The sequence below is a fragment of the Neorhizobium sp. SOG26 genome, from assembly GCF_003491345.1.
GTDB classification, from domain to species: domain Bacteria; phylum Pseudomonadota; class Alphaproteobacteria; order Rhizobiales; family Rhizobiaceae; genus Neorhizobium; species Neorhizobium turbinariae.
Genome location: NZ_CP025512.1, coordinates 2,748,005 through 2,774,571, shown reverse-complemented (window position 1 = coordinate 2,774,571; position 26,567 = coordinate 2,748,005). Strand labels below are relative to the sequence as shown.

Below are 26,567 nucleotides of genomic sequence, written 5' to 3'. Positions count from 1 at the left end.
CCTCGATCAGATCTCGATAAAGGCGAGCACCGATTTCAGCACCTCGGCGCGCGGTGCGTCTCCCAGCGACATCGCGATCTGCAACTGGTCACGATAGTAGTTCCAGAAGTCGAAGCCGGTATCATCGGTGATGCCGGACAAGTCGAGCACCTGGCCATGCGCGTCGATCGCATGCATCGGCAGCTCTTCCGACAGCGTCAGGAAGGTTTCCTGATCGATCCGTCCTGCCTGGTAATTCTGCCAGGCAAGGGCGCGCAGTTCGCGCGGTGAGATGGAAGAAAAGTCGGTCTGTCGTTCATCTACCTCGGGCACATGAAAGACGATCTTGCTCTGCCGGCTTTCCGCCTGTTGCAGAGGTTTCTCGATCTTGGCCTGTCGAGAATTATCTCGCTGCAGCAGATTGGTTGGCCAGCGCAGGGAGTTGATTTCCACGGCTGTGTCCTGATCCATCGGATGTGTTGGGCGCAAACTACCCGCCCGCGCCGCGGCACGTCAAATGGTTAACAGACGTTAATTATTGGGTGTAATTTCCTGCTGGAGCTCGAAATCTCGGCTGTGCATACTGCATCCGGCGGCGCCATCACTATATGGATGCCACGTATCGCTGAAGAGGATTTCCCGCATGTCTGATCTATCCGTCAATCCCGCGCTCACCACCTGGGATGGCCATCATGGGCTTCCACGCTTCGACCAGATCAGGGATGAGGACTTTGCGCCGGCGTTTGACGCGGCGCTTGCTGCGCATGAGACCGAGATCGACGCCATTGCGGCCAATGCCGAGCCTCCGACCTTCGAGAACACGGTGGTTGCGCTGGAAACGGCAGGCGATGAGCTGTCGCGGGTATCCTCGCTGTTCTGGGGCAAGGCCGGCGCCCACACCAATGAAAACATCCAGGCGCTGGAGCGCGAGATCGCCCCGAAGATGTCGCGCCATTATTCGAAGATCGGCATGAATGCGGCGCTCTTCGCACGCATCGATGCGCTGTGGGAAAAACGGGCAGAGCTTAATCTGTCGGTGGAGCAGGAGCGGGTGCTTGAGCGCCACTGGAAGGGATTTGTTCGCGCTGGCGCAAAGCTGCCCAAGGCAGAGCAGGAGCGGCTGGCTGACATCAATGAGAAGCTTGCCGGGCTCGGCGCGAAGTTCGGCCAGAACGTGCTGGGCGACGAGAAATCTTGGTCGCTGAAACTGACCCAAGAGGCAGAACTTGAGGGCCTTCCACAGTTCCTGCGGGATGCCATGGCAGCTGCGGCGCGTGAGCGTGGCGAGGCGGATGGTTATGCCGTGACGCTGTCGCGCTCGATCATCGAGCCCTTCCTCACCTTCTCGACCCGCCGCGACCTGCGCGAGCAGGCGTTCAAGGCGTGGGTCGCACGCGGCGCCAATGGCGGCGAAACGGACAACCTGGCGATCGTCAAGGAAGTGCTGGCCCTTCGCGCCGAAAAGGCAAAGCTACTGGGTTATGATAATTTCGCAGCCTTCAAGCTCGACAACACCATGGCCAAGACACCGGAGGCCGTGAACGGTCTCCTGCACAAGGTCTGGGACAAGGCACGTGCCAAGGCGCTCGAGGAAGAGGCAAGCCTTGCCGGCCTGATTTCGGAGGAAGGCAAGAACCACGAGGTGACGCCCTGGGATTGGCGCCATTACGCCGAGAAGCTTCGCCAGCGGATGTTCAACTTCTCCGAAACCGAGTTGAAGCCTTATCTGCAGCTCGAAAAGATCATCGAGGCCTGCTTCGATGTTGCCGAACGGCTGTTCGGCATCAAGGCGGTCGAGGTGAAGGGCATCACCGCATATCATCCCGATGTGCGCGTCTTCGAAATCCGCGACGAAAAGGGTGGCCTGAAGGCGCTCTTCCTCGGCGACTATTTCGCCCGTCCATCCAAGCGCTCCGGTGCATGGATGAGCTCGTTCCAGTCGCAGCACAAACTGCCTCTCAAGAACGGCGCTCAAGGCGAAATCCCGATCATCTACAATGTCTGCAACTTCGCAAAGCCTGCCGAAGGCAAGCCGGCGCTGCTATCCCTCGATGACGCGCGCACGCTCTTCCATGAATTCGGCCACGCGCTGCATGGCATGTTGTCGGATGTCGTCTACCCGTCCGTTTCCGGCACCGGCGTCGCACGCGACTTCGTCGAGCTGCCGTCGCAGCTTTACGAGCATTGGCTGACCGTGCCGGAAATCCTCGAAAAATACGCCGTCCATTACGAGACCGGGGAGCCGATGCCGAAGGCGCTGCTTGACAAGGTGCTCGCGGCCCGCACCTTCAACGCCGGCTTTGCGACGGTCGAATTCACCTCGTCGGCGCTTGTCGACATGGCCTTCCATACGCGCGATGCGGTCGATGATCCGATGGCCGTGCAGGCGCAGGTTCTCGATGAGCTGAAGATGCCGGCATCGATTGTCATGCGGCATGCCACGCCGCACTTCCAGCACGTGTTCTCGGGCGACGGCTATTCGGCCGGCTATTATTCCTACATGTGGTCTGAAGTGCTGGATGCCGATGCATTTGCCGCCTTCGAGGAAAGCGGCAATGTCTTCGACCCGGTGATGGCCCGCAAGCTCAAGAACAACATCTATTCGGTTGGCGGTTCGGTCGATCCGGAAGAAACCTACAAGGCCTTCCGGGGCAAGTTGCCGGACCCGCAGGCCATGCTGAAGAAGAAGGGGCTCGCCATGGTCGGCGAACTCGCTGGCAGCGACGCCTGAAGCTAGTCCGGGCGCCGCGACGCCCGATTTCGCCCGGCAATATCGGCGTGCCGGCGGTACTCCGCCGGGCGCTTCGCAGCCAAATCCACCGTCCGCAAACGGCGCTGCGGGCGGCCAATGTCGCTCGCCCCCTTTCGCGATCGGCAAAAAGCAGGTAAGAGGCCGCCAAGCGAATTCGGCGCCTCCCAAGCATTGCGCCCTACAACCTAGAGATCTTTAACAATGAAAATGCGAAATATTGCGATTATCGCACACGTTGACCATGGGAAAACGACCCTGGTCGACGAGCTGCTGAAGCAGTCCGGCTCGTTCCGCGAGAACCAGCGCACCGTCGAGCGCATGATGGACTCGAACGACCTGGAAAAAGAGCGCGGCATTACCATTCTTGCCAAGGCGACCTCCATTGAATGGAAGGGCACCCGCATCAACATCGTCGACACGCCCGGCCACGCCGACTTCGGCGGCGAAGTTGAGCGTATCCTGTCGATGGTGGACGGCGCCATCGTTCTCGTCGACTCCTCGGAAGGCCCGATGCCGCAGACCAAGTTCGTGGTCGGCAAGGCCCTGAAGGTCGGCCTCCGCCCGATCGTCGCGATCAACAAGATCGACCGTCCCGACGCCCGTCACGAAGAAGTCGTCAACGAGGTCTTCGACCTGTTCGCCGCACTTGACGCAACCGATGAGCAGCTCGACTTCCCGATCCTCTACGGTTCCGGCCGCGCCGGCTGGATGAACACCGCGCCGGAAGGCCCGGTTGAAGATGGTCTCGCTCCGCTGCTCGACCTGGTGCTGGAACATGTTCCGGAGCCGAATGTCGGCGAAGGCCCGTTCCGGATGATCGGTACGCTGCTCGAATCCAACCCCTTCCTCGGCCGCCTGATCACTGGGCGCATCGCATCCGGCTCGATCAAGCCGAACCAGCCGGTCAAGGTTCTCAGCCAGGACGGCAAGACGGTCGAGACCGGCCGTATCTCCAAGATCCTCGCGTTCCGCGGCATCGAGCGCCAGCCGATCGATGAAGCCGTTGCGGGCGACATCGTTGCCATCGCGGGCCTCTCTAAGGGCACGGTTGCCGACACGTTCTGCGACCCGTCCGTCACCGAGCCGATGAAGGCCCAGCCGATCGACCCGCCGACTGTCACGATGTCCTTCATCGTCAACGACAGCCCGCTTGCCGGCACCGAAGGCGACAAGGTCACCTCGCGCGTCATCCGTGACCGCCTCTTCAAGGAAGCTGAAGGCAACGTCGCGCTGAAGATCGAAGAAGCCGAAGGCAAGGACTCCTTCTACGTGTCCGGCCGTGGCGAATTGCAGCTCGCCGTTCTTATCGAGACCATGCGTCGCGAAGGTTTCGAGCTTGCCGTGTCGCGTCCGCGCGTCGTCATGCACAATGACGAAAACGGCAACCTCATGGAGCCGATCGAAGAAGTCGTCATCGACGTCGATGAAGAGCATTCCGGCGTCGTCGTTCAGAAGATGTCCGAGCGCAAGGGCGAAATGGTCGAGCTGCGTCCGTCGGGCGGCAACCGCCTGCGCCTGCGCTTCTACGCTCCGACCCGCGGCCTGATCGGCTACCAGTCGGAACTGCTGACCGATACGCGCGGCACGGCGATCATGAACCGCCTGTTCCACGACTACCAGCCTTACAAGGGCCCGATCGGTGGTCGCGTCAACGGCGTGCTCCTGTCGAACGGTTCGGGTGAAGCCGTGGCCTATGCCATGTTCAACCTCGAAGACCGTGGCCCGATGATTATCGAGCCGGGCGAAAAGGTCTACCAGGGCATGATCATCGGCATCCACAGCCGTGACAACGACCTGGAAGTCAACGTGCTCAAGGGCAAGCAGCTCACCAACATCCGCGCCGCCGGCAAGGATGAAGCCGTGAAGCTGACCCCGCCGATCCGCATGACGCTCGACCGCGCCCTGTCCTGGATCCAGGACGACGAGCTGATGGAAGTGACGCCGAAGTCGATCCGTCTCCGCAAGATGTACCTCGATCCGAACGATCGCAAGCGCTACGAAAAGTCGAAGATGGCCGGCTGATCCGCCATCGATCGCACGAACCAGAACCCCGGCAGAGATGCCGGGGTTTTTTAGTATTTGCCGTTGTTCCCGCTCTTGTCGAAAAGGTTGAAAACACGTTAACGTTGCCATGTCGTCCACATGATAAGTCTGTGGGCAATCGTTAACGCTCTGGAAATGCGTATGGCGATTGTACCCGGGCGGGACCATAGTTAACGTTATGAAGACGTTGTCGATCGATGTCCGGCGCGCGGAGCCGCAAGATGCTCGTGCTATCTCGGAAACCCACCGGGAAGCATGGACACAGGCTTATGCCGGGTTGATCCCCCACAAGCCGCTGACCCAGATGCTGGAGCGTCGCGGCGAGAACTGGTGGCGCAAGGCAACGCGCGGACCGGCCACCCTGCTCGTACTCGATGTCGCTGGCCAGATTGCCGGATATGCAACCGTCGGGCTCAACCGTGCGCGGGCGCTGCCATATGACGGCGAAGTCTATGAACTGTACCTGCGCCCGGAATTTCAGGGCATCGGGCTTGGCCGCCGGCTGTTCGGCGAAAGTCGCCGGCTGTTGAAGTCGCTCGGCTGCGAAGGCATGGTGGTCTGGTGCCTTGAAGACAGCGAGCATGCGGCCCGTTTCTTCCGTCGCCACGGCGGCGTTGACATCGCCGAAGGCATGGAAGATTTTGACGGCGTGCAGTTGAAGAAGCTCGGCTTCGTCTGGTCCTGAACCACGCCTCTGCGTTCATGAAGAGAGGTTCTTCTTTCGCGGACCTGACCGTCCGCAACTTAACCTTGCGTCCAAAGCTTTGTTGCCTTGCAGCCTGAATCCCGCTAGTGACGCAGCACCTTAACAAGCCTTACCTGAGGAATAGAATGCGTATCGATGCGATTGCCGTTGGCAAGAATCCGCCCGAGGATGTGAACGTCATTGTCGAAGTGCCTGTCGGCGGCCAACCGATCAAGTACGAAATGGACAAGGAAGCGGGCGCGCTGATCGTCGACCGGTTCCTGTACACGCCGATGACCTATCCGGGTAACTACGGTTTCGTGCCGCACACGCTTTCGGAAGATGGCGACCCGATCGACGTTTTGATCTGCAACACCCGTCCGCTGGTTCCGGGCTGCGTCATCAACGTCCGCCCGATCGGCGTGATGGTGATGGAAGACGACGGCGGCAAGGACGAGAAGATCATCGCCGTGCCGGTGCCGAAGCTCACCCAGCGTTACGACAAGATCAAGAACTACACCGACATGCCTGAGATCACCCTCAAGCAGATCGAGCATTTCTTCGAGCACTACAAGGATCTGGAGCCCGGCAAGTGGGTGAAGATCGACGGCTGGAAGGATGTCGACGTTGCCAAGCAGATGATCATCGACGCGATCGCCCGCTACGAAGCCGAGAAGAAGAAGTAAGCTTCGGCTTCAGCCTTTCTCGAGCTTTGCCTTCAAATCCTCCGGGTCGCCCTCGATCCGGAGGATTTTTTTGCGCGCCGTTTCGCCGGACACGAAGGAGATCGAAGACTTCGGGATCCGGTAGGTCTTGGAAAGAAGCAGGATGAGCGCCTTGTTGGCCTTGCCATCCTCCGGAACGGCGGTCACCCGCGCCTTCAGGTAAGCCTCGCCGTCCGCGGCCGTCTCGAACCCGTCAATGCTGTTGCGGCCCGCGTTGGGCGTGAGCCGCACCGCGAGCCGCAGATGATCCGGGTAAATCGTGTATGCCGTGCTCAAGCCAGGGCGGGGTAGATCGACGTCCACATCAGCGAGCGAATGAAGAAGATGATGAGGAGCAGGATCACCGGCGAGATATCGATGCCGCCGAGGTTCGGCATGACGCGGCGGATCGGGCGCAGGACCGGTTCAGTCACGTTGAACAGAAAACGTCCGACCGAATCCACGAACTGGTTGCGCGAATTGATGACGTTGAAGGCGTACAGCCAGGAGAAGATGGCACTGGCGATCAGCACCCAGGTGTAAAGGTTCAAGGCCAAATCTATGGTCTGAAACAGGGCGAGCATTCAGGTCTCCAATTCGTTGTTGACAGACATGTAGACATTGGAGAACTAACGAGCAAGTGCCGCTCCGCCGCCTCGTCCGAATCATGTTTAACAGCGGGCGCAAACAGTGCCGGCTTCGGCCATGGTGAAAGTGACTGCCTCATGTCCATTCCTGCATCTGGCGATCGTTTCGCCGCTTTCCGGCACCGGTCGTACGCGCTCTTCTTCTTTTCGCGGTTCCTGGCTGCCTTCTCGATCCAGATCGTCAGTGTCGCAGTCGGCTGGCAGATGTATGACGAGACCCGCAACCCGCTTTACCTCGGGCTGATCGGCCTTTTCCAGTTCCTGCCATCGCTGCTGCTGATCCTCGTTACCGGGTCGGTTGCCGACCGTTATAACCGGCGCGTGATCGTCTCGATCTGCATGGTTGTCGGTGCCATGTGCTCTGCAGCGCTGCTGTTCCTGACGATCACCAACTCGTTTGCGCCATGGCTGGTGTTTGCGATCCTCATCGTCTTCGGCATCGAGCGCGCCTTCATGGGGCCGGCCGTCCAGTCGCTCGGGCCCAACCTCGTTCCCGAACAGGACCTGCCGAACGCGATTGCCTGGAACTCCTCGTCCTGGCAGACGGCCTCCATCCTCGGCCCGGTCTTCGGCGGCTTGCTCTATGGCGCAAGTGCCGTTGCTGCCTATTCCGTGGCGCTGCTGTTCCTGGTGCTCGCCGCGATCATGATGTTCATGATCCCCAAGCCGCCGCAGCGCAATGCCGCTAACAAGGTGAGCTGGGGCGAGATCCTTGCGGGCTTCCGCTTCATCTCCGGTGAAAAGGTGGTGCTCGGCGCCATCTCGCTTGATCTGTTCGCAGTGCTTCTCGGGGGCGCGGTAGCGCTGATGCCGATCTTCGCGCGCGATATCCTCGAACTCGGGCCCTGGGGGCTTGGCATGTTGCGTGCAGCTCCAGGTGTTGGTGCGATCGTCGTGGCCGTTCTGCTTGCCTTCTATCCGATCCGCCACCATGCCGGCCATGCGATGTTTATCGGGGTTGCGCTGTTCGGTGTCGGCACGCTCGTATTCGGCCTGTCCGCCACGCCGTGGCTGTCGATCGGGTCGCTGATGCTGATGGGCGCCTCTGACATGATCTCGGTCTATGTCCGCGAAACGCTGATCGCGCTCTGGACGCCGGATGAAGTGCGCGGCCGGGTCAATGCGGTCAACATGGTGTTTGTCGGGGCATCCAATGAGCTTGGCGAGTTCCGCGCCGGCACCATGGCGTCGATCTTCGGTGCCGTTCCTGCGGTGGTCATTGGCGGCATCGGCACGTTGGCCGTGGCGGCCATCTGGTCGCTGGGTTTCCCGAAACTTCGCAAGATCGACAGCCTGGAAGCGCCGCAGCGCTGACGCTTAGGCCTCGGCTTCGGCCGTGTCGCCGGAGCCGATGCGGGCGGCGGCCTGCTGTCGCTGGAGCACGCGTTCGCGCGACGAAACGCCCAGAAGATCGGCAATCCGCCAGATCACGTGATCCTCGATCTCGTTGCGCTTGCCATCAGCATAAACCAGATCCCACAGGCTGCCGAGCAGCTCGACGCGATCCTCCTCGTTGACGAGGTGGCGCCTCAGATCCGAGGTGAAACGGTAATAGTCGACGGCCTGGCTGCCGGCATCGCGCCCGACTGCAATCAGCGCCTTCAGGCGATCCTCGGTGAGATCATACCTTTCCCGCAGGAGATCGCGGAACCGCTTCTGCTCGCTTTCCGACACATGGCCATCTGCCTCCATCACCTGGAAGCAAAGCGCCACGAAGGCGACCCGGGGATCATCGGGTGCAAATTCTCTTGTGTCGCTTCGGCTTGTCAGGGTCTGGAGAAATGCCTGTATGCGATCGAACATGTTTCCCCAGGCCCTCGTCCTTTAGAAGAGCCGGAGCCTCGTTCGAGACTCCGCAGCGTTTGGATCCTTCACGCCGGGATCATCTGGCGGATGGCCGAAAAATGGAACCGGTTCTTCGCCAGTTTGCGGCGGTTTTTCGGCCGGTTCCGGCGCATTTGTGGGCGCTGTTGTCTTTGCTGCAACAGCTTCGCCTCCATTAGCGCGCTGTGTTCCAGCGGGCGTGGCCGGGACTTCCACCAGGATCGGCTTCGGCCGCTCGCTATCCGGCTGGCTCGCCGGCTCGGCAGCGACCCGCTCCTGCCGTTCAGGCGCGACATCGCTCTGCCGGCTGACCGGCGGCAGCGTTGCAATCGCCTGGTCGCCAACGACCGAACCGTCTTCGACCGGTCCTTCGAGCTGCCCGAAGGGTACCTTCCATTCGAAGGCGTCGAGCCTGCCGGTGACCGGCGACAGCGGCAACCACTTCTCGGAAACAAAACCATCGGCGACCCAGGCCGGATCACGCGGTGCCCGAAGCGCCTGGGCCATCCAGTGCCGCACGCGACCCTGGTCCCCCGTATCTGCGTCCTCGATATCGGCCAGAAGCAGGAAGACCGATTCCCGCGGCTGCATGCGTGCGGCAGCTTCCGCCTTGGCGCGCGCCTTCTTGAAATCCTGCGCATCAAGCGCGGCCTGCGCCACCGCCAGCAGGGACTCTACATTGTTCGGCCGCATGGCTTCGAGCTTCTCGGCACGCTTCAGCCGGTCGAGCGTGCTGTCGCCGCTGCGGGCGCGGACATAGGTGCGGGCAATCTCCGGATGCGGATTGAGCTTCCAGACGCCGTCCAGAACCGAGGCTGCCTTGCGAACATTGTCTTCGCGCAACAATGCCTTGGCGGCGATGACGGCCGCCGGCACAAGATCCTTGGCAAGCTTCAGGGCCGCCATCGCATCGTCGCGCGCACCCTTCGGATCGCCTTCGAGGCGATCGTCGGCCTTGGCCGTCAGCAGCACGGCCTTCAGGCGGTCGGCCTGCGGCTTGTCGATGACGCTGCCGGCGCGCTGCTGGTCGAGCAGGCGGATGGCATCATCCCAGCGGCCAGCCTGGCTGCGGGATTCGAGCGTCGCCTGCGCGGCCCAGGCCAGATAGGGCGCATGCTCGACGGCCTTCTCGGCATACTGACGCGCTGCTTCATTGGCGCCCAGCCGGCGTGCTTCCATGTAAAGCCCCCGAAGACCCAGCTCGCGGGTTTCCGGATCCTCCGACATTCGCTCGAACTTCTGGCGCGCCTCGTCATGCTTGCCCTCGATCAGCAGCGCCTGCGCATCGAGAAGATGGATGAGCGGTTCCTGGTCGGCAGACAGAAGGCCACGCGTGCGCAGGCTCATCTTGCGGGCGAGGATGGCATTGCCGGCGCCGGCGGCGATCAGGCCGGTCGACAGAGCCTGGTAACCACGGTCACGCTTGCGGCTCCTGAAATAACGGCGCACCGAATGCGGCGATGTCCAGATGACGCCGATGATCCACCAGAGCAGCATAACCGCGCCGATGACGGCAACCAGAGCCGTGGCGGCCACCATCAGGCTCGTCTCGATCAGGTGGTCCTGCCAGGTGATCGAAATCAGCCCCGGCCGATCTGCGAGCCAGGCGAAACCCCATCCCAAACCGAGGACGACGAGAAGGAAAATGAAAAGTCTGACCATCCGCTTTTTCGTCCTCAGCCTTTGGTTTCGGCAACAGCGCGCGTCAAGGCGCCATCAACGAGGGTTTCGACCTGCAGGCGTGCATCGAGCTTTTTCTTGTACTCCTGGGACGCGGCCTTGGCGGGCTCGGGCAGCTTGTCCCATTCGCGCGCGGCAGCCTGGAGATCGCCCTTACGAACGGCATCTTCCATGCGCGCCACCGCAGCGTCCGGCGTGTCGCCTTCGACATCACCGACGCGGCGCACCTTGACCACGGACATGGCCGAGGAGAACAGCCGGCTCGCGACACCCTGGTCGGGATCAGGCTGGGCGGAAGCTTCCAGCATGGCATCGGCCGCAGCGGAAAACTCGCGCTGCAGATCATCGCGGGAAGGAACGCCGGAGGTCGCGAAATCGCGCAGGTCAGCCACGGCTGCATCGTCGCCGGCGACGTTGGCGTAGGTTTCCAGTTCGGCCTCGAAGGAACTGCCGCGATCAATGGCAGACTTGAGGGCCGCAGCGGCCACGGCGCGCGCGGCCTGCTGTTCGGGACCGGGATCGTTCAGCTTGGCTTCCGCGGCATCCACCCGCTGTTGAAGCTCGGCCGCATTGCCCTGGCTTGCTTCCACCTGGCTCTTCAACTGGGCGAGTTCCTGGCGCAGCGCGTTGATAACCTCTTCGTTGCCACCGCTCTCGTTTCCGGCATTGGCTTCCAGCGCAGCAAGACGCTGTTCAAGCTGCGGGTCGGCGGCGGCCGCCTGTGCCGGCTCCGGTGCAGGCCGGTCCTTCAGCGCCGCAACCTCCTGGCGGAGGGCGTCGATCTCGGCACTGAGACCGGAGGTGTCGACCGGGGTGGTACGGCTCGCGCCAGGGATATAACCGGCATATTGCATGCTGCCGGCAAGCAGCAGCGCCACGATGCCACCAAAGATGCCCGAGGCAATCAGGGTCGAGGTGGCAGGGGAGGTTTTCTGTTTCGCCGGGGTAATCGGCGCAGGCTCGGAGGCCCAAGTTGCCGGCTTCGCAGGTTCCTCTGGCTCGGCTGCAGCCGCAGTCTCGTCCGCCTTCGGCTCGTCTACCGGCGGCTGATCCACCGGCGGCTCGTCCAGTGGTGGATGCTCTCCCAACGCTGCTTCCGCCGGCGGTTCATCTGCAGGAGAGGCAACAACCGTGTCGTCCTGCGATGCGGCCGCACCCTCGATCGGTTCGACGGTCTCTTCGATCACAGGGTCTGCGAGCGGCTCGGCGGTCGCGGTGTCGGGGGCGGGCTTTTCAGTCTCATCACCACCCTGCTCGGCCGCCGTCAGCGGTTCGTCAGCGTCGATGGAGCGGGTGGGCTCGGCAACCGGGGAAGTTTCTTCCGGAGTCAGGTCGATCGTGACCGGTTCTTTTTCTCGTTTTGATCGGCGGGGTGGCTTGTCCGATACCATCTCGACCTCTTTTCGCATGCCTTTGGGAGAAACTAGTGGGGGCTCCACTGGAAAGAAAGGGGCCCGTCGGATTTTGCCTCTTCTCCGCGACTAAAGGAGGCACATCAACCCGTCTTCATCAGGGGAGACGGCTGTCCTGATATTTGCGTGATGAGTGGCGGGAACCGCCTCGGCGACATTGGCGCTGATGCACAGCCACTGCAGCTTTGGCAGCGACGGCAGCAGGTTTTCGGCAAGCCGGGCGAAGTGGGATGCACTCTCGCGGGAATACAGAAGCACGGCATCGACAGGCGGGGAGAGCAGGGCCGCAGCAACCTGCTCTGGTTCATGCGCGATGGCGCGCATCTCGTAGATCTCCGCTACGTCCACGGCCAGTCCCTCGGCGAGCAGGCGATCTTCGAATCGCGAGGAGCGGGGGCGGCCGGTGAGGTAAAGCAGCGGGAAGGTGGGATCGCGCGCCTCGCCGGCCATCAATTCCGCCAGTCCAAGGCCGGTGCCGGGCCCGGTGCGGATGTCGCGGAAGCCGAGGTCAGACGCAGCCCGGGCGGTTGCAGGACCGACGGCATAGAGCCTCTTGGTGAAGTACTCCGTCAGGTTGGCGGCGATGGGGTCCAGCGCCCGGGCCGCTTCGGCGCTGGTCATCGCAAGCGCGGCGTATGGCTTTTGCAGCGCGCCGAGCGCGACATCGGGCGCGTGGGCCGCTTCCGTCAGCGGCAGGAACACGGGTTCGTGGCCGAGGGCACGCAGGCGTTCTGCCGTGCGTGTGGCGGAAACGGCGGGGCGGGTGACGAGAACCCGCATCCGCGTCAGGCCCAGCCTTCGAAAAATTCCGTCCCGGCGGCGGCGCGCACGGCCTCGCCGGCCTGGCGCCCAAGTGTTTCGGCATCCGCGCGCTTGCCATCGACCTCGATCGAATGTTCCTTCTTCCCGTCGGGGGTAAGGATCAGTCCGGAAAATTTCAGCCTCTCATCGTCGAGAACTGTGTAACCGGCGATAGGCGTGCGGCAGGATCCGTCGAGTGCGGCGAGGAATGCGCGTTCGCAGGACACGGCGTCGAAGGTCGGCCGGTGGTTGATCGGGTCGAGCAGGGCGTCGATCCGGGCGTCGCCGACACGGCTTTCGATGCAGATCGCACCTTGTGCCGGGGCCGGCGGGAAAGTGGTGGGGTCGAGAAGTTCGGTAATCACTTCTTCGCGGGCAAGCCGCTTCAGCCCGGCATAAGCAAGGAGCGTCGCATCGACATGGCCTTCGTTCAGCTTGCGAAGGCGCGTTCCGACGGAGCCGCGGAAGATGGTGACCTGGATGTCCGGACGGATGCGGCGGATGAGCGCCTGGCGGCGCAGCGACGCGGTGCCGACGACGGCGCCGTCCGGCAGCGCGGTCAGGGTCGGCGCCGTTCGCCCGATCAGGGCGTCACGGAAATCTTCACGCGGCAGGTAGGCCGAGATGTAAAGCCCGTCCGGCAACCTGGTCGGCATGTCCTTGGAGGAATGAACGGCAAAATCGAGGTCGCCGGACGCGAGCTGTTCTTCGAGCTCCAGCGTAAAGAGACCCTTGCCGCCGATCTCGCTCAACGACCTGTCGACGACGCGGTCGCCGGTTGTCGAGAGGATGACGATCTCGAACATCTCCTCCGGAAGGTCATGCGCGGCCATCAGTCGTGCGCGTGTTTCAGCCGCCTGGGCGAGCGCCAGCGGGCTGCCGCGTGTTCCGATCCGGAAAGGTTTTGTTTGCATATCGGTCATTCCATTGTTACCGGAGGGTTCTCCGTAAACCCGTTTATCCGAGCTCGCAACGAGCGATAGTACATGGCGACCTTTCTTCGCATCCTCGGGATAGAATCAAGCTGCGACGAAACCGCCGCGGCGGTGGTCGTGCGCCATGAAGACGGACGCGGCGAGATCCTGTCGGATGTCGTGCTTTCGCAGCTCGACGAGCACAGTGCCTATGGCGGCGTCGTGCCGGAGATTGCAGCGCGCGCGCATGTCGAGGCGCTTGACGGACTGGTCGAGGAAGCGCTGGTTCGCGCCAATGTCTCGCTGAGCGACATCGATGCCGTCGCGGCGACCTCCGGTCCCGGGCTGATTGGCGGCCTGATCGTTGGTTTGATGACGGCGAAGGCCATCGCGCGTGCGACTGGCAAGCCGCTGATGGCGATCAACCACCTCGAAGGCCATGCGCTGACGGCGCGGCTGACGGACGGGCTCTCCTTCCCTTACCTCATGCTGCTCGTGTCCGGCGGCCATACGCAGCTCGTGCTGGTGCGTGGCGTTGGCGAATACGAGCGCTGGGGCACCACCATTGATGATGCGCTCGGCGAAGCCTTCGACAAGACGGCCAAGTTGCTTGGCCTGCCTTATCCCGGCGGGCCGGCGGTCGAGAAGGCTGCGCAAACCGGGAATCCGGATCGTTTCTCGCTGCCGCGACCGCTGGTTGGCGAAGCGCGGCTCGACTTCTCCTTCTCCGGCCTGAAGACTGCGGTGCGGCAGGCGGCAACCGAGATCGCTCCGCTGTCCGAACAGGATGTGGCCGATATCTGCGCCTCGTTCCAGAAGGCGATCTCGCGGACACTGCGCGACCGCATCGGCCGCGGACTTCTCCGCTTCAAGGCGGAGTTCGGCGCGCTGGACGTGGATCCGGCGCTGGTGGTCGCGGGTGGCGTTGCCGCCAACCAGGAAATTCGCCGCACGCTGCAGGCGCTTTGCATCGAAAACGGCTTCCGCTTCATTGCGCCGCCGCTCAGGCTCTGCACTGACAATGCGGCGATGATTGCCTGGGCAGGGCTGGAGCGTCTCGCCGAAGACATGCCGACTGATGGGCTCGACGTGGCGCCGCGTTCGCGCTGGCCGCTCGACAGCCACGCGCAGACGCTTCTCGGCTCCGGCAAACGGGGCGCCAAGGCATGAGTGCCGCAAGGCAGCCTGGCGAACGCATTGCCGTGATCGGCGCCGGCGCTTTCGGGACCGCGCTTGCCGCGGTGATGGCGCTCGAAAACCGTTACCCGGTGACGCTGGTCGGTCGCAACATGGCCCTGATGAGCGACCTGCGCGACGACCGAGTGCATGATGCCGCTCTTCCCGGCGTGCCGCTTCCGGATGCGCTGCAGTTTTCCGCGGAGCCCGATGCCATTGCCGAGGCCAGCCTCGTCCTGTTTGCCATGCCGTCGCAGGCGCAAGGTGACGCGGCACGCTATTACGGTCCCTATCTTGCCGATGACGCCGTCGTGGTGACCTGCGCGAAAGGGATTGATCGCGCCTCAGGCCGGCTCCTCACCGATCTGCTTGAGGCGGAACTGCCGCGTCACCCTGTCGCTGCGCTATCCGGTCCGGGTTTTGCGGCCGATATGGCACGCGGCCTGCCGACCGCCATGGTGGTTGCTGCCCAGGATGCGGCGCTCGCCGAACGGCTCGCGTTTGCCATGTCCGGCCGCACCTTCAGGATTTATCCGTCGTCGGACCGGATTGGCACCCAGCTTGGCGGGGCGCTCAAGAACGTGCTGGCGATCGCCTGCGGCATCGTGGAAGGCGCCGGATTGGGCGAATCCGCCCGGGCGGCGCTGATCTCGCGCGGACTGGCCGAGATGTCGCGGCTCGTTCAGGCGATGGGCGGCAGGGCCGACACGGTGCGCGGGCTCTCCGGCCTCGGCGACCTCGTGCTTACCGGCACCAGCCACCAGTCGCGCAATCTCCGCTTCGGCATCTCGCTTGGACGTGGCGACCTGGCGCAGGCGAGCGGCGGCACACTGGTCGAAGGCGCCTTTGCCGCTTCCGTCGCTGCCCGGCTTGGCGACGATCATGGCATCGACCTGCCGATCACCCGCGCCGTTGCCGATATCATCGACGGGCGGCTCGATGTCATGACGGCGATGCAGCAGTTGATGAACCGACCGATCACCACTGAATAACCGTTACCCAAGGAGCAAGACCATGTTGTTTGCCTTCCTCTGCACCGACAAGCCCGGGCATCTCAATGTCCGCATGGACACGCGTCCCCAGCATGTCGAGCACCTCAACAAGCTCGATGCGGAGGGCACGCTGAAGTTTGCCGGCCCGTTCCTGGATGACGAAGGCAAGCCGAACGGCAGCCTGGTGGTGGTGGAAGCCGATGACATGGCCGCAGCCCGCATGATCGCCGAAGCCGATCCCTATTACCTCGCGGGCCTGTTCGAGAAGGTCGAGGTGAAGCCCTGGAACTGGGTCTTCAACAAGCCGGAGTAAGACAGCAGATGGCCTATTGGCTTTATAAATCCGAACCCTCGGCCTGGTCTTGGGAGCAGCAAAAGGCGGCCGGCGAAAAAGGCACCGAGTGGACGGGCGTGCGCAACTACCTGGCGCGCAACAACATGCGGGCGATGAAGATCGGCGACAAGGGCTTCTTCTACCACTCCAACGAGGGGCTGGAGATTGTCGGCATCGTCGAGGTGTGTGCGCTGTCGCATCCGGATTCGACGGCGAACGGCGATCCGAAGTGGGACTGCGTCGACATCCGGGCCGTGATGGACATGCCCAAACCCGTGACGTTGAAGGAGATCAAGGCGAACCCGAAGTTCGAGAAGATGTCGCTCGTCACCTCGATGCGGCTTTCGGTGCAGCCGGTGACGGACGAGGAATATTTCGAGATCTGCCGGCTGGGCGGCATCGACAACCCGCCCAAGTCGACCGACTGAAGACTGTCTTGAAGACCGATCCGCGGACGTTCATCCTCGACAACACCGATCTCATGTGCCCGCCGCATGTGCCGGAAATCCGGCTGCATCTGGCGACCGAGGCGCATGAACTCTGGCTGAAGACCGAGGAGGACCTGGAGCGGATCGGGCTGCCGCCGCCGTTCTGGGCCTTTGCCTGGGCGGGCGGGCAGGGGCTGGCGCGCTACGTGCTGGACCATCCGGACATGGTGGCGGGCAAGCGGATTCTGGATTTCGCCAGCGGCTCCGGGCTTGTGGCGATTGCGGCCAAACGCGCCGGCGCGGCCGGTGTCCTGGCGGCTGATATCGACCCCTGGGCGCAGACGGCGGTGGCGCTGAACGCGGCCGAAAATCGCGTCGAGGTTCGGTTCACGGGCGACAACCAGATCGGCGCCGCCACCGATGCCGATGTGCTGCTGGCCGGCGACGTGTTCTACGACAAGGATTTTGCCGCGGCGCTGATCCCGTGGTTTTCGCGGCTGGCCGGGGAGGGCAAGCTGGTGCTGGTGGGCGATCCCGGGCGCAGCTATTGCCCCAGGGACCGGCTGGAGGAACTTGCCGTCTACCAGGTGCCGGTGACGCGGGCACTCGAGGACAGCGAGGTCAAGCGCACCACCGTCTGGCGCTTCGTGGGCTAGGGATTGTTGCTGAGGTGCGGAAGTGCGACCCCCTCACCAACAAAATCTATGACTTAGCTGACGCCAAGATCATGATTTTGTAACCTCTCCCACCAGGGGAGAGGGAGGGCGCCGAGGATGCCGCAAGGCTTTTATCCCCGCGCGGTCTCCCGCCGGGTTATGTCAAATAACGGAGAGCGCACGCGAATGCGAAACCTCTCTTAAATGTAATTCTGTGGCTCCGCATTCGCGTGGCCTTCGGCGTTTTTTCGGGACTTCCGGTCCCTACAGGTGAGCGCCTCGCCTCGCTGCGTGCCCCGATATTCAGGAACACTTGCACGGCTCAACCGAACCTGGCCTGGCGACCAGGGGGAGGCTTGATAGGGCGCGGCACTGAAAAACACATCCGCTCCCATGGCTTTCACCTCTCATCCCTTCCCCGCACGTTACGGTTTGAAGGATGAGCGCCGGCTCCCGCCTGCCCGCGAACGTCTCGCGAAACACTCCGGCGACGGAAGCAGGCACAGAATAACGGGTGGCGAAAAGGCGGGGATGAAAATCGTGCTAAGTGCTTGAATGGGCTCAAGCGACCCCCGCAAATGTCCACGGGTCGCGTACGGTAATGGTTGTGATGACCCCCCTCTGCCCTGCCGGGCATCTCCCCCTCAAGGGGGGAGATCACACGTGGCCCGGCTTCAAATCTCCATCCACCCCCTGCACCTGGAGCAGCAGGAAGAGGATGCGATCGGCAGGCTCAGGGCTCAAGGGGGGAGATCACAGGTGGCCCGGCTTCAAGCTCCATCCACCCTCTGCACCTGGAGCAGCAGGAAGAGGATGCGATCGGCAGGCTCAAGGGTCGGGGGTCGGGGCCCGGGGCCCGGGGCTTGAGGCATAGGGTTTAATGTTATGATGCCAGTCGCAGCCGTCGATGGTCGGGAAACCGATGCCTCTGGCTGATCTCCCCCCCTTGAGGGGGAGATGCCCGGCCGAGCAAAGGGGGGGTGCCGAAGCGCTGACAAGCGGCGTGAACGAACATGCACGGTCGGCCACGCCGCTATGCGGCATCCGCCTGGCCGACCGAGGTCCGCTCGATGTGGCGGCAATCCTTGAGCGGAACGGCCTCAGTTCCCGCCGCGGATGACGCAGACGCCGGCCTCGAAGGCGCAGGCGCGCGACGCAAAGGCGTTGCCGCCCATCTCAGTTTCGACGTCGATGATCTTTGCCTTCGGCGCCGGCATCACGCCGGTGCGGATGTCACTGGCCCAGTAGAGATCGCGCGAGACATACCGGCCGACGCCGCGCACATCGTAGCCAGCGACCGACCCGCCATAGAAGTCACTGACATGGTGCTTGCGACGGACATGCGCGATGGATTTGTTGATGCCGATCATCCGGTCGATTTCAGCCGGGCGGTTGTGGCGGCCGTCGCCCTGGCGGTCCCACCGGCTGTTTTCCACCCGATGATATCCATGGCCCCGGTCGCGATGGCGGTCAGCCGCCTCGACGGAGGATCCGAGCGCTGCTGCAAGGGCCAGCGCGGCGAAAACAGGCTTCATGCGATTCGCTATCATGGCGAACTCCGTTCACGTGGTTAACAAAGGTTAACACCGAAGTGCCGCCAGGTCTCCATAGCAACGGAATCTTTGGAATTTTATGGTTAACGTCGCGTCCGCCCGATTCGGCGGCTTACCTTGAGAAAGACACAATCGATTAAATTGCCCTTCCACCTGAAATGTTCTTGTCGCGCGACACGCGTGCGATTAAACCGTGCCAATGATGCAATGCACATTTTCTTTGCATTGCGGGCCCCCGCCCTCCATACCGCATACGACGCCGCGAGGTTCTGATGGCGAATGTGACAAATAACCGGCCTCTGTCGCCGCATCTTCAAATCTACAAGTTCATCCCGACAATGGCGATGTCGATCGTCCACCGCATTACCGGCGGTGCGCTGTATTTCGGCACGCTGCTTGTCGCTGCCTGGCTGATCGCCGCGGCCTCGGGCGAGGACTATTTCAGCCAGGTCAACTGGTTCTTCGGCTCCATCATCGGCCAGATCATCCTGTTCGGTTATACCTGGGCCATGTTCCACCACCTGCTCGGCGGCCTGCGCCACATCATGTGGGATATCGGCTACGGTTTCGAGAAGGAATTCTCGACCATGCTGGCCAAGGCCAACCTCGTGGCTTCCATCGCGCTGACCGTGCTGGTCTGGGCGATCGTGCTGATCGTTCGCTGAGGAGATCGTTTCATGGATATGCGTACTCCCCTCGCCAAGGTTCGCGGTCTCGGCTCGGCAAAAAGCGGTACCGAACATTTCTGGCGCGTCCGCACGACCTCGCTCGCGCTCGTGCCCCTCATGCTGTTTTATGTGGTCTTCCTGATCATGTATGCGGGACGGCCTTATGCTGAAGTGGTCAGCGCGCTTGCCAATCCCTTCGTTGCGACCATCAACGGCCTGACCGTGATCGCCAGCATCATCCACATGCGGCTTGGCATGGAAGAGATCATCCAGGACTACATCCATTCCGAGTTCATGAAGGTCGCACTGCTGATCCTCAACGCAACCTTTTCCCTCGTGGTCGGCGGGCTCTGTCTTTTCGCCGTCCTGAAAATCGCATTTGCAGGATAATCCCATGGCATCCGTGACCCCGATCGCCCAGAACGGCAAGGCCTATACCTATGTCGACCATTCCTACGACGTGATCGTCGTCGGCGCCGGTGGCGCCGGCCTGCGCGCCACGCTCGGCATGGCTGAACAAGGCTTCAAGACCGCCTGCATCACCAAGGTCTTCCCGACCCGCTCCCACACCGTGGCGGCACAGGGCGGCATTGCCGCCTCGCTGCAGAACATGACGCCCGACAGCTGGCAGTGGCACCTTTACGACACCGTGAAGGGTTCCGACTGGCTCGGCGACGTCGACGCCATGCAGTACATGGTCATGGAAGCGCCGAAGGCCGTCTACGAACTGGAGCACTACGGCGTGCCCTTCTCGCGTAACGAGGAAGGCAAGATCTACCAGCGCCCGTTCGGCGGCCACATGCAGAACTTTGGCGCCGGCCCGCCGGTACAGCGCACCTGCGCTGCCGCTGACCGCACGGGTCACGCCATCCTGCACACGCTTTACGGCCAGTCGCTCAAGAACAACGCGGAATTCTTCATTGAGTATTTCGCGCTCGACCTGATCATGTCGGAAGACGGCAGCCGCTGCACCGGCGTCGTGGCCTGGAACCTCGACGACGGCACCATCCATCGCTTCGCGGCGAAGATGGTCGTTCTGGCGACCGGCGGTTATGGCCGCGCCTATTTCTCGGCAACCTCGGCCCATACCTGCACCGGCGACGGCGGCGGGATGGTGGCACGTGCCGGCCTGCCGCTGCAGGACATGGAGTTCGTGCAGTTCCACCCGACCGGCATCTACGGTTCGGGCTGCCTGATCACCGAAGGTGCGCGCGGCGAAGGCGGTTATCTCGTCAACTCCGAGGGCGAGCGCTTCATGGAGCGTTACGCTCCGTCGGCGAAGGACCTGGCTTCCCGTGACGTGGTATCGCGCTGCATGACGCTGGAAATCCGCGAAGGACGCGGCGTCGGCAAGAACAAGGACCACATCTTCCTGCATCTCGACCATCTGGATCCGGCCGTCCTGCACGAGCGCCTGCCGGGCATTTCCGAGAGCGCGAAGATCTTTGCGGGCGTCGACGTGACGCGCGAGCCGATCCCGGTCCTGCCGACCGTGCACTACAACATGGGCGGCATTCCGACGAACTACTGGGGCGAAGTGCTCAACGCCGACAGCGCAAACCCGGAACGCATCATTCCCGGCCTGATGGCCGTGGGCGAGGCGGGCTGCGCTTCGGTTCACGGGGCAAACCGTCTCGGCTCCAACTCGCTGATCGACCTCGTGGTCTTCGGCCGTGCCGCTGCCATCCGCGCCGGCGAGGTGATCAACCGCGCCGAGCCGGTCCCGGCGCTCAACCTCGCTGCCTGCGACAAGATCATGGCCCGTTTCGACGGCCTGCGTCACGCCAAGGGCGGCACGCCGACGGCGGTGCTGCGCGACAAGATGCAGCGTGCCATGCAGGAAGACGCAGCCGTGTTCCGCACCCAGGAGTCGCTGGAATCCGGTTGCCGCCGCCTGTCGGCCATCTGGGGCGAGCTCAGGGACATCCAGGTGACCGACCGCTCGATGATCTGGAACTCGGATCTGGTCGAGACGCTCGAGCTGCACAACCTGATGGCCAACGCGATCACCACGGTCTACGGCGCCGAAGCGCGCAAGGAAAGCCGTGGCTCGCATGCGCGCGAAGACTACACGTCCGGCCCGTTCGGCGGTCGCGACGATGAGAACTGGCGCAAGCACACGCTCGCCTGGGTTTCCGAGGCGGGCGAGGTGAAGCTCGACTACCGTCCGGTCCACACCGAGCTGATCGCGGATGGCATCGAAGCCGCCAAGATCGAGCCCAAGGCGCGCGTCTACTGATCTCAAAGGACCTGGAACATGGTTGAACTCGCTCTACCGAAAAATTCCCAGATGACCGAGGGTAAGGTCTGGCCGAAGCCGGCCGGCGCCAAGAATGTCCGGGAATACCGCATCTACCGCTGGAACCCGGACGACGGGCAGAACCCGCGCATCGACACCTTCTATGTCGACGTGGACGACTGCGGCCCGATGGTTCTCGATGGTCTTCTCTACATCAAGAACAAGATCGACCCGACGCTGACGCTGCGCCGCTCCTGCCGCGAAGGCATCTGCGGCTCCTGCGCCATGAACATCGACGGCTCGAACACGCTGGCCTGCACCAAGGGCATGGGCGACGTGAAGGGCACGGTGAAGGTTTATCCGCTGCCGCACATGCCGGTGGTGAAGGACCTCGTGCCGGACCTCACCAACTTCTACGCCCAGCACCGCTCGATCGAGCCCTGGCTGAAGACGGTATCGCCGCAGCCGGCCAAGGAATGGAAGCAGAGCCATGAGGACCGCCTCAAGCTCGACGGCCTCTACGAGTGCATCCTGTGCGCCTGCTGCTCGACCTCCTGTCCGAGCTACTGGTGGAACGGCGACCGCTACCTCGGCCCGGCTGTTCTCCTGCAGGCCTATCGCTGGCTGATCGACAGCCGCGACGAAGCCAAGGGGGAGCGTCTCGACAACCTTGAGGATCCCTTCCGGCTTTATCGCTGCCACACGATCATGAACTGTGCGCAGACCTGTCCGAAGGGCCTCAACCCGGCCAAGGCGATTGCCGAAATCAAGAAGATGATGGTCGAGCGCCGCGTCTGACCTAAGATTGCCGGCCGGTCGCGCGACGTGCGAGATCGGCCGGCGCACCACTCCTTCCTGTGAGACAAGACGCGTCACAGGCATGCCGAATTGTTCCGGTACGACTTGATTAACCAATTCGCTTTACGCTAATGCGGTCTTAATCAGTGGCCGGGCGGATGAGGACTGAAAGCAGGAGTAGTAGTATGCAGATGAGATATGTGGCGACGACTTTGGTTCTAGCCATGGCGCTTGCCGGTTGCCAGCGGACGTCGAACAATCTCTACAGTGGCCTTCCGGCCCAGCCCGCTCAACCTACCCCTCTCCAGGCCCAGCCGGTTCCCTCGGTCCAGGGCAGCGAACTTCCGCCTCCGGGTGGCGCGTCGCAGTACCCGTCTGCGCCGGCGGCCGGCCAGGACATGGCAGCGCTTGATCCGAACGCGGCTGCCCCGGCAAGCGCGCTCGACATCAAGAAGGAAGCCATGGTCGGCAACTGGCGCGTGTCGAACGCCGGCCAGTCCTGCGACATGTTCCTGACGCTCACCAATCTCGGCAGCGGCTCGCGCGGCGGTACGCGCGGTTGCGCGGGCGAGCTGACGGCGATGGGCTCATGGGAAGTGTCGGGCAAGATGGTGCAGTTCAAGAACCGCTCCGGCGACGTGATCGGCCGCGTCTACAAGACGGCTGAGAACAAGTTCGACGGCACGCTGAACTCCGGACAGCCGGTGAGCCTCAGCCGCTAAGCCCTCGCCTCCGAGGGCGTCTTTTGGAACCCATACCGAAATACACGACGAGCGTCGTCGAGGAGCTGAAGGCGCTGACTGCGTCGGGCACCTTGACGGCTGACGCCGCGCAGCTCGATGTCGCGGCCAAGCTCGACCATGTGCTGACCTGCCTGCGGGACACCAAGCCTTCGAAGAAGAAGAGTGCACTCGGCTGGCTGTTTGCCAAGGGCGGCGGCAAGCCGCGCGAGATCCGCGGGCTCTACGTGCATGGCAGCGTTGGTCGCGGCAAGACCATGCTGATGGACATGTTCTTCAAGAAGGCGCCGACGGAAAAGAAACGCCGGGCGCATTTCCACGAGTTCATGGCGGATGTGCACAACCGCATCCACGAGCACCGGCAGAAGCTGAAGCGGGGCGAGACGAAGCAGTCCGATCCCGTGCCACCGGTGGCGGAGGCGATCTTTGCCGAGGCCGAGCTGCTGTGCTTCGACGAATTTTCGGTCACCGACATCACCGATGCGATGATCCTGGCGCGCCTGTTCACCGAACTGTTCGGGCTCGGCTGCGTGCTGATCGCCACTTCCAACGTGGCGCCGGAGAACCTCTACAAGGACGGGCTCAACCGCGGGCTGTTCCTGCCCTTCATCACGCTGCTCGGCAAGTATGTCGACGTGGTGACGCTGGACAGCCCGACCGACTACCGGATGCAGAAGCTTGCGAGCCTGCCGGTCTATCTCACACCGCTCGATGCACGCACCGATGCCGCGATGGAATCGTCCTGGCACCAGGTGACCGAAGGGCTGAAGTCGGCGCCGATGGAAATCCCGAGGAAGGGGCGCAGCATCCATGTGCCCTCGGCAGCCGGACGTGCGGCGCGCTTCCAGTTCAGCGACATCTGCGGCAAGCCGCTCGGCGCTTCCGACTACCTCGCGATCGCCGACAGGTTCGACTCCGTCTTCGTCGAGCATGTGCCGCAACTTGGCCCGGACAAGCGAAATGAGGCCAAACGGTTTATCAATCTCGTTGACGCCCTATATGACCATGGCGTTCGCCTGTTCGTGTCTGCGGCCACTGCTCCGGAAGACATTCTTCTCGAGCGGCGCGGCACGGAAGGCTTCGAGTTTGACCGGACCGTTTCGCGGCTGTTCGAGATGCGGAGCCAGGATTACCTGGAGATGCATCAGGAAAAGCGGCGACGGGCTTAATTTCCGTTAATGGATATCTTACGTTTACGTAAGATTTTTGCATTCTAACCGATTGAAAATACTAGGTCGGAAAGAATCCATTGCGTTTTTTGCGCGTTAGGTCTATGCGATCTGGCACATTGGCGGGCTCCAGAGCTTGCTGTGGTTCGGATCTCGAGAGGAAGCTTTTCGATGGCGCGCAAGAAGATCGCACTTATTGGTTCTGGCATGATCGGTGGCACGCTGGCTCACCTGGCCAGCTTGAAGGAACTGGGCGACATCGTCCTGTTCGACATTGCCGACGGTATCCCGCAGGGCAAGGGACTGGACATTGCGCAGTCCGGCCCCGTTGAAGGCTTCAACGCCAAGCTTTCCGGCGCAAGCGACTATTCCGCCATCGAAGGCGCTGACGTGTGCATCGTCACCGCCGGTGTTGCCCGCAAGCCGGGCATGAGCCGCGACGACCTTCTCGGCATCAACCTCAAGGTCATGGAACAGGTCGGTGCCGGCATCAAGAAGTATGCCCCGAACGCCTTCGTGATCTGCATCACCAACCCGCTCGACGCGATGGTCTGGGCGCTCCAGAAGTTCTCCGGCCTGCCGAAGAACATGGTTGTCGGCATGGCCGGTGTTCTCGACTCCGGTCGTTTCCGCCACTTCATCGCTGAAGAATTCAACGTATCCGTCCAGGACGTCACCGCATTCGTCCTCGGCGGCCACGGCGACACGATGGTTCCGCTCGCACGTTACTCCACCGTTGCCGGCATTCCGCTGACGGACCTCGTGAAGATGGGCTGGACGACGCAGGAGCGTCTCGAAGAGATCATCCAGCGCACCCGTGATGGCGGCGCCGAGATCGTCGGCCTGCTGAAGACCGGTTCGGCCTACTACGCACCGGCCGCCTCGGCGATCGAGATGGCTGAATCCTACCTCAAGGACAAGAAGCGCGTCCTGCCGGTTGCTGCCCACCTCGCGGGCCAGTACGGCGTCAAGGACATGTACGTTGGCGTACCGGTTGTTCTCGGTGCCGGCGGTGTCGAGCGCGTCATCGAAGTCGAGTTCAACAAGGACGAAGAAGCAGCCTTCCAGAAGTCTGTCGGCGCCGTTGCCGGCCTCTGCGAAGCCTGCATGAACATCGCTCCCGCCCTGAAGTAATCGGCGTCGACGCACACTCAATAGGGATAGACCCCATGAACATTCATGAATATCAGGCCAAGGCTCTCCTGAAGAGCTATGGCGCACCGGTTGCGGAAGGCGTTGCCATCCTGAAGGCGGAAGAGGCTGAGGCGGCTGCAAAGTCGCTGCCTGGCCCGCTTTACGTGGTCAAGAGCCAGATCCACGCCGGCGGCCGCGGCAAGGGCAAGTTCAAGGAACTCGGCCCCGACGCCAAGGGCGGTGTCCGCCTCGCCAAGTCGATCGATGAAGTTGTTGCCAACGTCAAGGAAATGCTCGGCAACACGCTGGTAACGGCCCAGACCGGCGACGCCGGCAAGCAGGTGAACCGCCTCTACATCGAAGACGGCGCCGACATTGCCCGGGAACTCTATTGCTCGCTGCTGGTCGACCGCTCGGTCGGCAAGGTTGCCTTCGTTGTTTCGACCGAAGGCGGCATGGACATCGAGGCTGTCGCCCATGACACGCCGGAGAAGATCCACACGATCGCAATCGACCCGGAAGCCGGTGTGACGGCTGACGACGTTGCCAAGATCTCGCAGGCGCTGGCGCTCGAAGGCGCTGCTGCCGAAGACGCGAAGTCGCTGTTCCCGATCCTCTACAAGGCGTTCAGCGAGAAGGACATGGCCCTTCTCGAGATCAACCCGCTGATCGTCATGGAAAATGGCCACCTGCGCGTTCTCGACGCCAAGGTTTCCTTCGACGGCAACGCGATGTTCCGCCACGACGACGTCAAGGCGCTGCGCGACGAAACCGAAGAAGACGCCAAGGAAATCGAAGCCTCCAAGTGGGACCTCGCCTACGTTGCCCTCGACGGCAACATCGGCTGCATGGTCAACGGCGCCGGTCTTGCCATGGCGACGATGGACATCATCAAGCTCTACGGCAAGGAGCCTGCCAACTTCTGCGACGTCGGCGGTGGCGCCGGCAAGGAGAAGGTCGCGGCAGCCTTCAAGATCATCACGGCTGATCCGAAGGTCGAAGGCATCCTCGTCAACATCTTCGGCGGCATCATGAAGTGTGACGTCATCGCCGAGGGCGTTGTCGCGGCCGTTCAGGAAGTCGGTCTTAAGGTTCCGCTGGTTGTGCGCCTCGAGGGCACCAATGTGGAACTCGGCAAGAAGATCCTGAATGAATCGGGTCTTGCGATCACGGCAGCTGACGACTTGGACGATGCGGCCAAGAAGATCGTCGCGGCGATCAACGCCTAATTGAAGGACC

Annotated in this window: 27 protein-coding genes; 18 read left to right on the top strand and 9 right to left on the bottom strand. The window is 62.6% G+C overall.

Going from position 1 to position 26,567, the window contains the following annotated elements; genetic code table 11:
- Positions 1-6: 6 nt before the first annotated feature.
- Positions 7-432: a hypothetical protein gene (locus CYG48_RS13775; protein WP_150132730.1), complete on the bottom strand. Its 426-nt coding sequence runs from the start codon at positions 430-432 to the stop codon at positions 7-9.
- A gap of 190 nt (positions 433-622) precedes the next feature.
- Between CYG48_RS13775 and CYG48_RS13770 the strand changes: the two genes are divergently transcribed.
- The 4 genes from CYG48_RS13770 to ppa all read left to right on the top strand — a co-directional run bounded on the left by CYG48_RS13770 (position 623) and on the right by ppa (position 6,145).
- Entirely contained in the window at positions 623-2,710 is a 2,088-nt protein-coding gene (locus CYG48_RS13770) for a M3 family metallopeptidase (RefSeq protein WP_118850899.1), read from the top strand.
- 222 nt (positions 2,711-2,932) lie between these two features.
- Positions 2,933-4,753, top strand: coding sequence for a translational GTPase TypA (gene typA / locus CYG48_RS13765; RefSeq protein ID WP_118850898.1), 1,821 nt, complete (start codon positions 2,933-2,935; stop codon positions 4,751-4,753).
- Positions 4,754-4,952: 199 nt separating this feature from the next.
- A complete protein-coding gene (locus CYG48_RS13760) occupies positions 4,953-5,459 on the top strand; it encodes a GNAT family N-acetyltransferase (RefSeq protein ID WP_118850897.1) in 507 nt (168 codons plus the stop codon).
- Between the two features lie 146 nt (positions 5,460-5,605).
- On the top strand, positions 5,606-6,145 hold the full coding sequence (gene ppa / locus CYG48_RS13755) for an inorganic diphosphatase (RefSeq protein WP_118850896.1): 540 nt from the start codon (positions 5,606-5,608) through the stop codon (positions 6,143-6,145).
- A 9-nt stretch (positions 6,146-6,154) separates the two neighbouring features.
- Here ppa and CYG48_RS13750 read toward each other — a convergent pair whose 3' ends face one another.
- The gene (locus CYG48_RS13750; protein WP_118850895.1) at positions 6,155-6,460 is read right to left on the bottom strand and encodes a DUF167 domain-containing protein; all 306 of its coding nucleotides are present in this window, start codon (positions 6,458-6,460) and stop codon (positions 6,155-6,157) included.
- Positions 6,457-6,747, bottom strand: coding sequence for a YggT family protein (locus CYG48_RS13745; protein WP_118850894.1), 291 nt, complete (start codon positions 6,745-6,747; stop codon positions 6,457-6,459). The genes CYG48_RS13750 and CYG48_RS13745 overlap by 4 nt, the downstream gene beginning before the upstream one ends.
- Positions 6,748-6,888: 141 nt before the next feature.
- Between CYG48_RS13745 and CYG48_RS13740 the strand changes: the two genes are divergently transcribed.
- A complete protein-coding gene (locus CYG48_RS13740) occupies positions 6,889-8,124 on the top strand; it encodes an MFS transporter (protein ID WP_118850893.1) in 1,236 nt (411 codons plus the stop codon).
- A gap of 3 nt (positions 8,125-8,127) precedes the next feature.
- On the opposite strand, the gene CYG48_RS13735 is transcribed toward CYG48_RS13740, so the two are convergent.
- The 5 genes from CYG48_RS13735 to hemC all read right to left on the bottom strand — a co-directional run bounded on the left by CYG48_RS13735 (position 8,128) and on the right by hemC (position 13,441).
- Positions 8,128-8,613, bottom strand: a complete 486-nt coding sequence (locus CYG48_RS13735; RefSeq protein WP_118850892.1) for a tellurite resistance TerB family protein — start codon at positions 8,611-8,613, stop codon at positions 8,128-8,130.
- 21 nt (positions 8,614-8,634) lie between these two features.
- Positions 8,635-10,296, bottom strand: a complete 1,662-nt coding sequence (locus tag CYG48_RS13730) for a heme biosynthesis protein HemY (RefSeq protein WP_118850891.1) — start codon at positions 10,294-10,296, stop codon at positions 8,635-8,637.
- A gap of 14 nt (positions 10,297-10,310) precedes the next feature.
- Positions 10,311-11,705, bottom strand: coding sequence for a COG4223 family protein (locus tag CYG48_RS13725; RefSeq protein ID WP_118850890.1), 1,395 nt, complete (start codon positions 11,703-11,705; stop codon positions 10,311-10,313).
- 90 nt (positions 11,706-11,795) lie between these two features.
- Positions 11,796-12,506: a uroporphyrinogen-III synthase gene (locus CYG48_RS13720; RefSeq protein WP_118850889.1), complete on the bottom strand. Its 711-nt coding sequence runs from the start codon at positions 12,504-12,506 to the stop codon at positions 11,796-11,798.
- Positions 12,507-12,511: 5 nt separating this feature from the next.
- Positions 12,512-13,441 (bottom strand): hydroxymethylbilane synthase, encoded by a 930-nt coding sequence (hemC, locus tag CYG48_RS13715; RefSeq protein WP_118851660.1) that lies wholly within the window; start codon positions 13,439-13,441, stop codon positions 12,512-12,514.
- A gap of 72 nt (positions 13,442-13,513) precedes the next feature.
- On the opposite strand from hemC, the gene tsaD reads away from it, so the two are divergent.
- From tsaD to CYG48_RS13690, 5 genes are read left to right on the top strand one after another with little or no spacing between them, the layout of a single operon-like run.
- Positions 13,514-14,611 carry a tRNA (adenosine(37)-N6)-threonylcarbamoyltransferase complex transferase subunit TsaD gene (gene tsaD, locus CYG48_RS13710; protein ID WP_118850888.1) on the top strand — a complete coding sequence of 366 codons (1,098 nt, stop codon included), beginning with the start codon at positions 13,514-13,516 and terminating at the stop codon, positions 14,609-14,611.
- Positions 14,608-15,609, top strand: coding sequence for an NAD(P)H-dependent glycerol-3-phosphate dehydrogenase (locus tag CYG48_RS13705; protein ID WP_118850887.1), 1,002 nt, complete (start codon positions 14,608-14,610; stop codon positions 15,607-15,609). Before tsaD ends, CYG48_RS13705 begins: the two co-directional genes overlap by 4 nt.
- Positions 15,610-15,631: 22 nt before the next feature.
- Positions 15,632-15,922 (top strand): YciI-like protein, encoded by a 291-nt coding sequence (locus CYG48_RS13700; protein WP_118850886.1) that lies wholly within the window; start codon positions 15,632-15,634, stop codon positions 15,920-15,922.
- Between the two features lie 8 nt (positions 15,923-15,930).
- On the top strand, positions 15,931-16,371 hold the full coding sequence (locus tag CYG48_RS13695) for an EVE domain-containing protein (RefSeq protein ID WP_118850885.1): 441 nt from the start codon (positions 15,931-15,933) through the stop codon (positions 16,369-16,371).
- A gap of 8 nt (positions 16,372-16,379) precedes the next feature.
- Positions 16,380-17,027, top strand: coding sequence for a class I SAM-dependent methyltransferase (locus CYG48_RS13690; protein ID WP_118850884.1), 648 nt, complete (start codon positions 16,380-16,382; stop codon positions 17,025-17,027).
- A 1,100-nt stretch (positions 17,028-18,127) separates the two neighbouring features.
- Here CYG48_RS13690 and CYG48_RS13685 read toward each other — a convergent pair.
- Positions 18,128-18,577 (bottom strand): hypothetical protein, encoded by a 450-nt coding sequence (locus CYG48_RS13685; protein WP_150132729.1) that lies wholly within the window; start codon positions 18,575-18,577, stop codon positions 18,128-18,130.
- Positions 18,578-18,852: 275 nt separating this feature from the next.
- On the opposite strand from CYG48_RS13685, the gene sdhC reads away from it, so the two are divergent.
- The 8 genes from sdhC to sucC all read left to right on the top strand — a co-directional run bounded on the left by sdhC (position 18,853) and on the right by sucC (position 26,557).
- Positions 18,853-19,245, top strand: a complete 393-nt coding sequence (gene sdhC, locus CYG48_RS13680) for a succinate dehydrogenase, cytochrome b556 subunit (protein WP_118850882.1) — start codon at positions 18,853-18,855, stop codon at positions 19,243-19,245.
- 12 nt (positions 19,246-19,257) lie between these two features.
- Complete coding sequence (gene sdhD, locus CYG48_RS13675) at positions 19,258-19,638, top strand: succinate dehydrogenase, hydrophobic membrane anchor protein (protein ID WP_118850881.1); 381 nt, start codon at positions 19,258-19,260, stop codon at positions 19,636-19,638.
- A 4-nt stretch (positions 19,639-19,642) separates the two neighbouring features.
- On the top strand, positions 19,643-21,487 hold the full coding sequence (gene sdhA / locus CYG48_RS13670; RefSeq protein ID WP_118850880.1) for a succinate dehydrogenase flavoprotein subunit: 1,845 nt from the start codon (positions 19,643-19,645) through the stop codon (positions 21,485-21,487).
- An 18-nt stretch (positions 21,488-21,505) separates the two neighbouring features.
- Positions 21,506-22,285 (top strand): succinate dehydrogenase iron-sulfur subunit, encoded by a 780-nt coding sequence (locus tag CYG48_RS13665; RefSeq protein WP_118850879.1) that lies wholly within the window; start codon positions 21,506-21,508, stop codon positions 22,283-22,285.
- A gap of 185 nt (positions 22,286-22,470) precedes the next feature.
- Positions 22,471-23,007, top strand: a complete 537-nt coding sequence (locus tag CYG48_RS13660) for a protease inhibitor Inh/omp19 family protein (RefSeq protein ID WP_118850878.1) — start codon at positions 22,471-22,473, stop codon at positions 23,005-23,007.
- 23 nt (positions 23,008-23,030) lie between these two features.
- Positions 23,031-24,194, top strand: coding sequence for a cell division protein ZapE (zapE, locus tag CYG48_RS13655; RefSeq protein WP_118850877.1), 1,164 nt, complete (start codon positions 23,031-23,033; stop codon positions 24,192-24,194).
- Between the two features lie 171 nt (positions 24,195-24,365).
- On the top strand, positions 24,366-25,328 hold the full coding sequence (mdh, locus tag CYG48_RS13650) for a malate dehydrogenase (protein ID WP_118850876.1): 963 nt from the start codon (positions 24,366-24,368) through the stop codon (positions 25,326-25,328).
- A gap of 35 nt (positions 25,329-25,363) precedes the next feature.
- A complete protein-coding gene (gene sucC / locus CYG48_RS13645; RefSeq protein ID WP_118850875.1) occupies positions 25,364-26,557 on the top strand; it encodes an ADP-forming succinate--CoA ligase subunit beta in 1,194 nt (397 codons plus the stop codon).
- The last annotated feature ends 10 nt before the right edge of the window (positions 26,558-26,567 follow it).

Excerpts from the sequence above, each read along its gene's own strand:
- CYG48_RS13770 (WP_118850899.1), top strand. The coding sequence starts at position 623 with ATGTCTGATCTATCCGTCAATCCCGCGCTCACCACCTGGGATGGCCAT.
- typA (WP_118850898.1), top strand. The coding sequence starts at position 2,933 with ATGAAAATGCGAAATATTGCGATTATCGCACACGTTGACCATGGGAAA.
- CYG48_RS13760 (WP_118850897.1), top strand. The coding sequence starts at position 4,953 with ATGAAGACGTTGTCGATCGATGTCCGGCGCGCGGAGCCGCAAGATGCT.
- ppa (WP_118850896.1), top strand. The coding sequence starts at position 5,606 with ATGCGTATCGATGCGATTGCCGTTGGCAAGAATCCGCCCGAGGATGTG.
- CYG48_RS13745 (WP_118850894.1), bottom strand. The coding sequence starts at position 6,747 with ATGCTCGCCCTGTTTCAGACCATAGATTTGGCCTTGAACCTTTACACC.
- CYG48_RS13740 (WP_118850893.1), top strand. The coding sequence starts at position 6,889 with ATGTCCATTCCTGCATCTGGCGATCGTTTCGCCGCTTTCCGGCACCGG.
- CYG48_RS13735 (WP_118850892.1), bottom strand. The coding sequence starts at position 8,613 with ATGTTCGATCGCATACAGGCATTTCTCCAGACCCTGACAAGCCGAAGC.
- CYG48_RS13730 (WP_118850891.1), bottom strand. The coding sequence starts at position 10,296 with ATGGTCAGACTTTTCATTTTCCTTCTCGTCGTCCTCGGTTTGGGATGG.
- CYG48_RS13725 (WP_118850890.1), bottom strand. The coding sequence starts at position 11,705 with ATGGTATCGGACAAGCCACCCCGCCGATCAAAACGAGAAAAAGAACCG.
- CYG48_RS13720 (WP_118850889.1), bottom strand. The coding sequence starts at position 12,506 with ATGCGGGTTCTCGTCACCCGCCCCGCCGTTTCCGCCACACGCACGGCA.
- hemC (WP_118851660.1), bottom strand. The coding sequence starts at position 13,441 with ATGCAAACAAAACCTTTCCGGATCGGAACACGCGGCAGCCCGCTGGCG.
- tsaD (WP_118850888.1), top strand. The coding sequence starts at position 13,514 with ATGGCGACCTTTCTTCGCATCCTCGGGATAGAATCAAGCTGCGACGAA.
- CYG48_RS13705 (WP_118850887.1), top strand. The coding sequence starts at position 14,608 with ATGAGTGCCGCAAGGCAGCCTGGCGAACGCATTGCCGTGATCGGCGCC.
- CYG48_RS13700 (WP_118850886.1), top strand. The coding sequence starts at position 15,632 with ATGTTGTTTGCCTTCCTCTGCACCGACAAGCCCGGGCATCTCAATGTC.
- CYG48_RS13695 (WP_118850885.1), top strand. The coding sequence starts at position 15,931 with ATGGCCTATTGGCTTTATAAATCCGAACCCTCGGCCTGGTCTTGGGAG.
- CYG48_RS13685 (WP_150132729.1), bottom strand. The coding sequence starts at position 18,577 with ATGATAGCGAATCGCATGAAGCCTGTTTTCGCCGCGCTGGCCCTTGCA.
- sdhC (WP_118850882.1), top strand. The coding sequence starts at position 18,853 with ATGGCGAATGTGACAAATAACCGGCCTCTGTCGCCGCATCTTCAAATC.
- sdhD (WP_118850881.1), top strand. The coding sequence starts at position 19,258 with ATGGATATGCGTACTCCCCTCGCCAAGGTTCGCGGTCTCGGCTCGGCA.
- sdhA (WP_118850880.1), top strand. The coding sequence starts at position 19,643 with ATGGCATCCGTGACCCCGATCGCCCAGAACGGCAAGGCCTATACCTAT.
- CYG48_RS13665 (WP_118850879.1), top strand. The coding sequence starts at position 21,506 with ATGGTTGAACTCGCTCTACCGAAAAATTCCCAGATGACCGAGGGTAAG.
- CYG48_RS13660 (WP_118850878.1), top strand. The coding sequence starts at position 22,471 with ATGCAGATGAGATATGTGGCGACGACTTTGGTTCTAGCCATGGCGCTT.
- mdh (WP_118850876.1), top strand. The coding sequence starts at position 24,366 with ATGGCGCGCAAGAAGATCGCACTTATTGGTTCTGGCATGATCGGTGGC.
- sucC (WP_118850875.1), top strand. The coding sequence starts at position 25,364 with ATGAACATTCATGAATATCAGGCCAAGGCTCTCCTGAAGAGCTATGGC.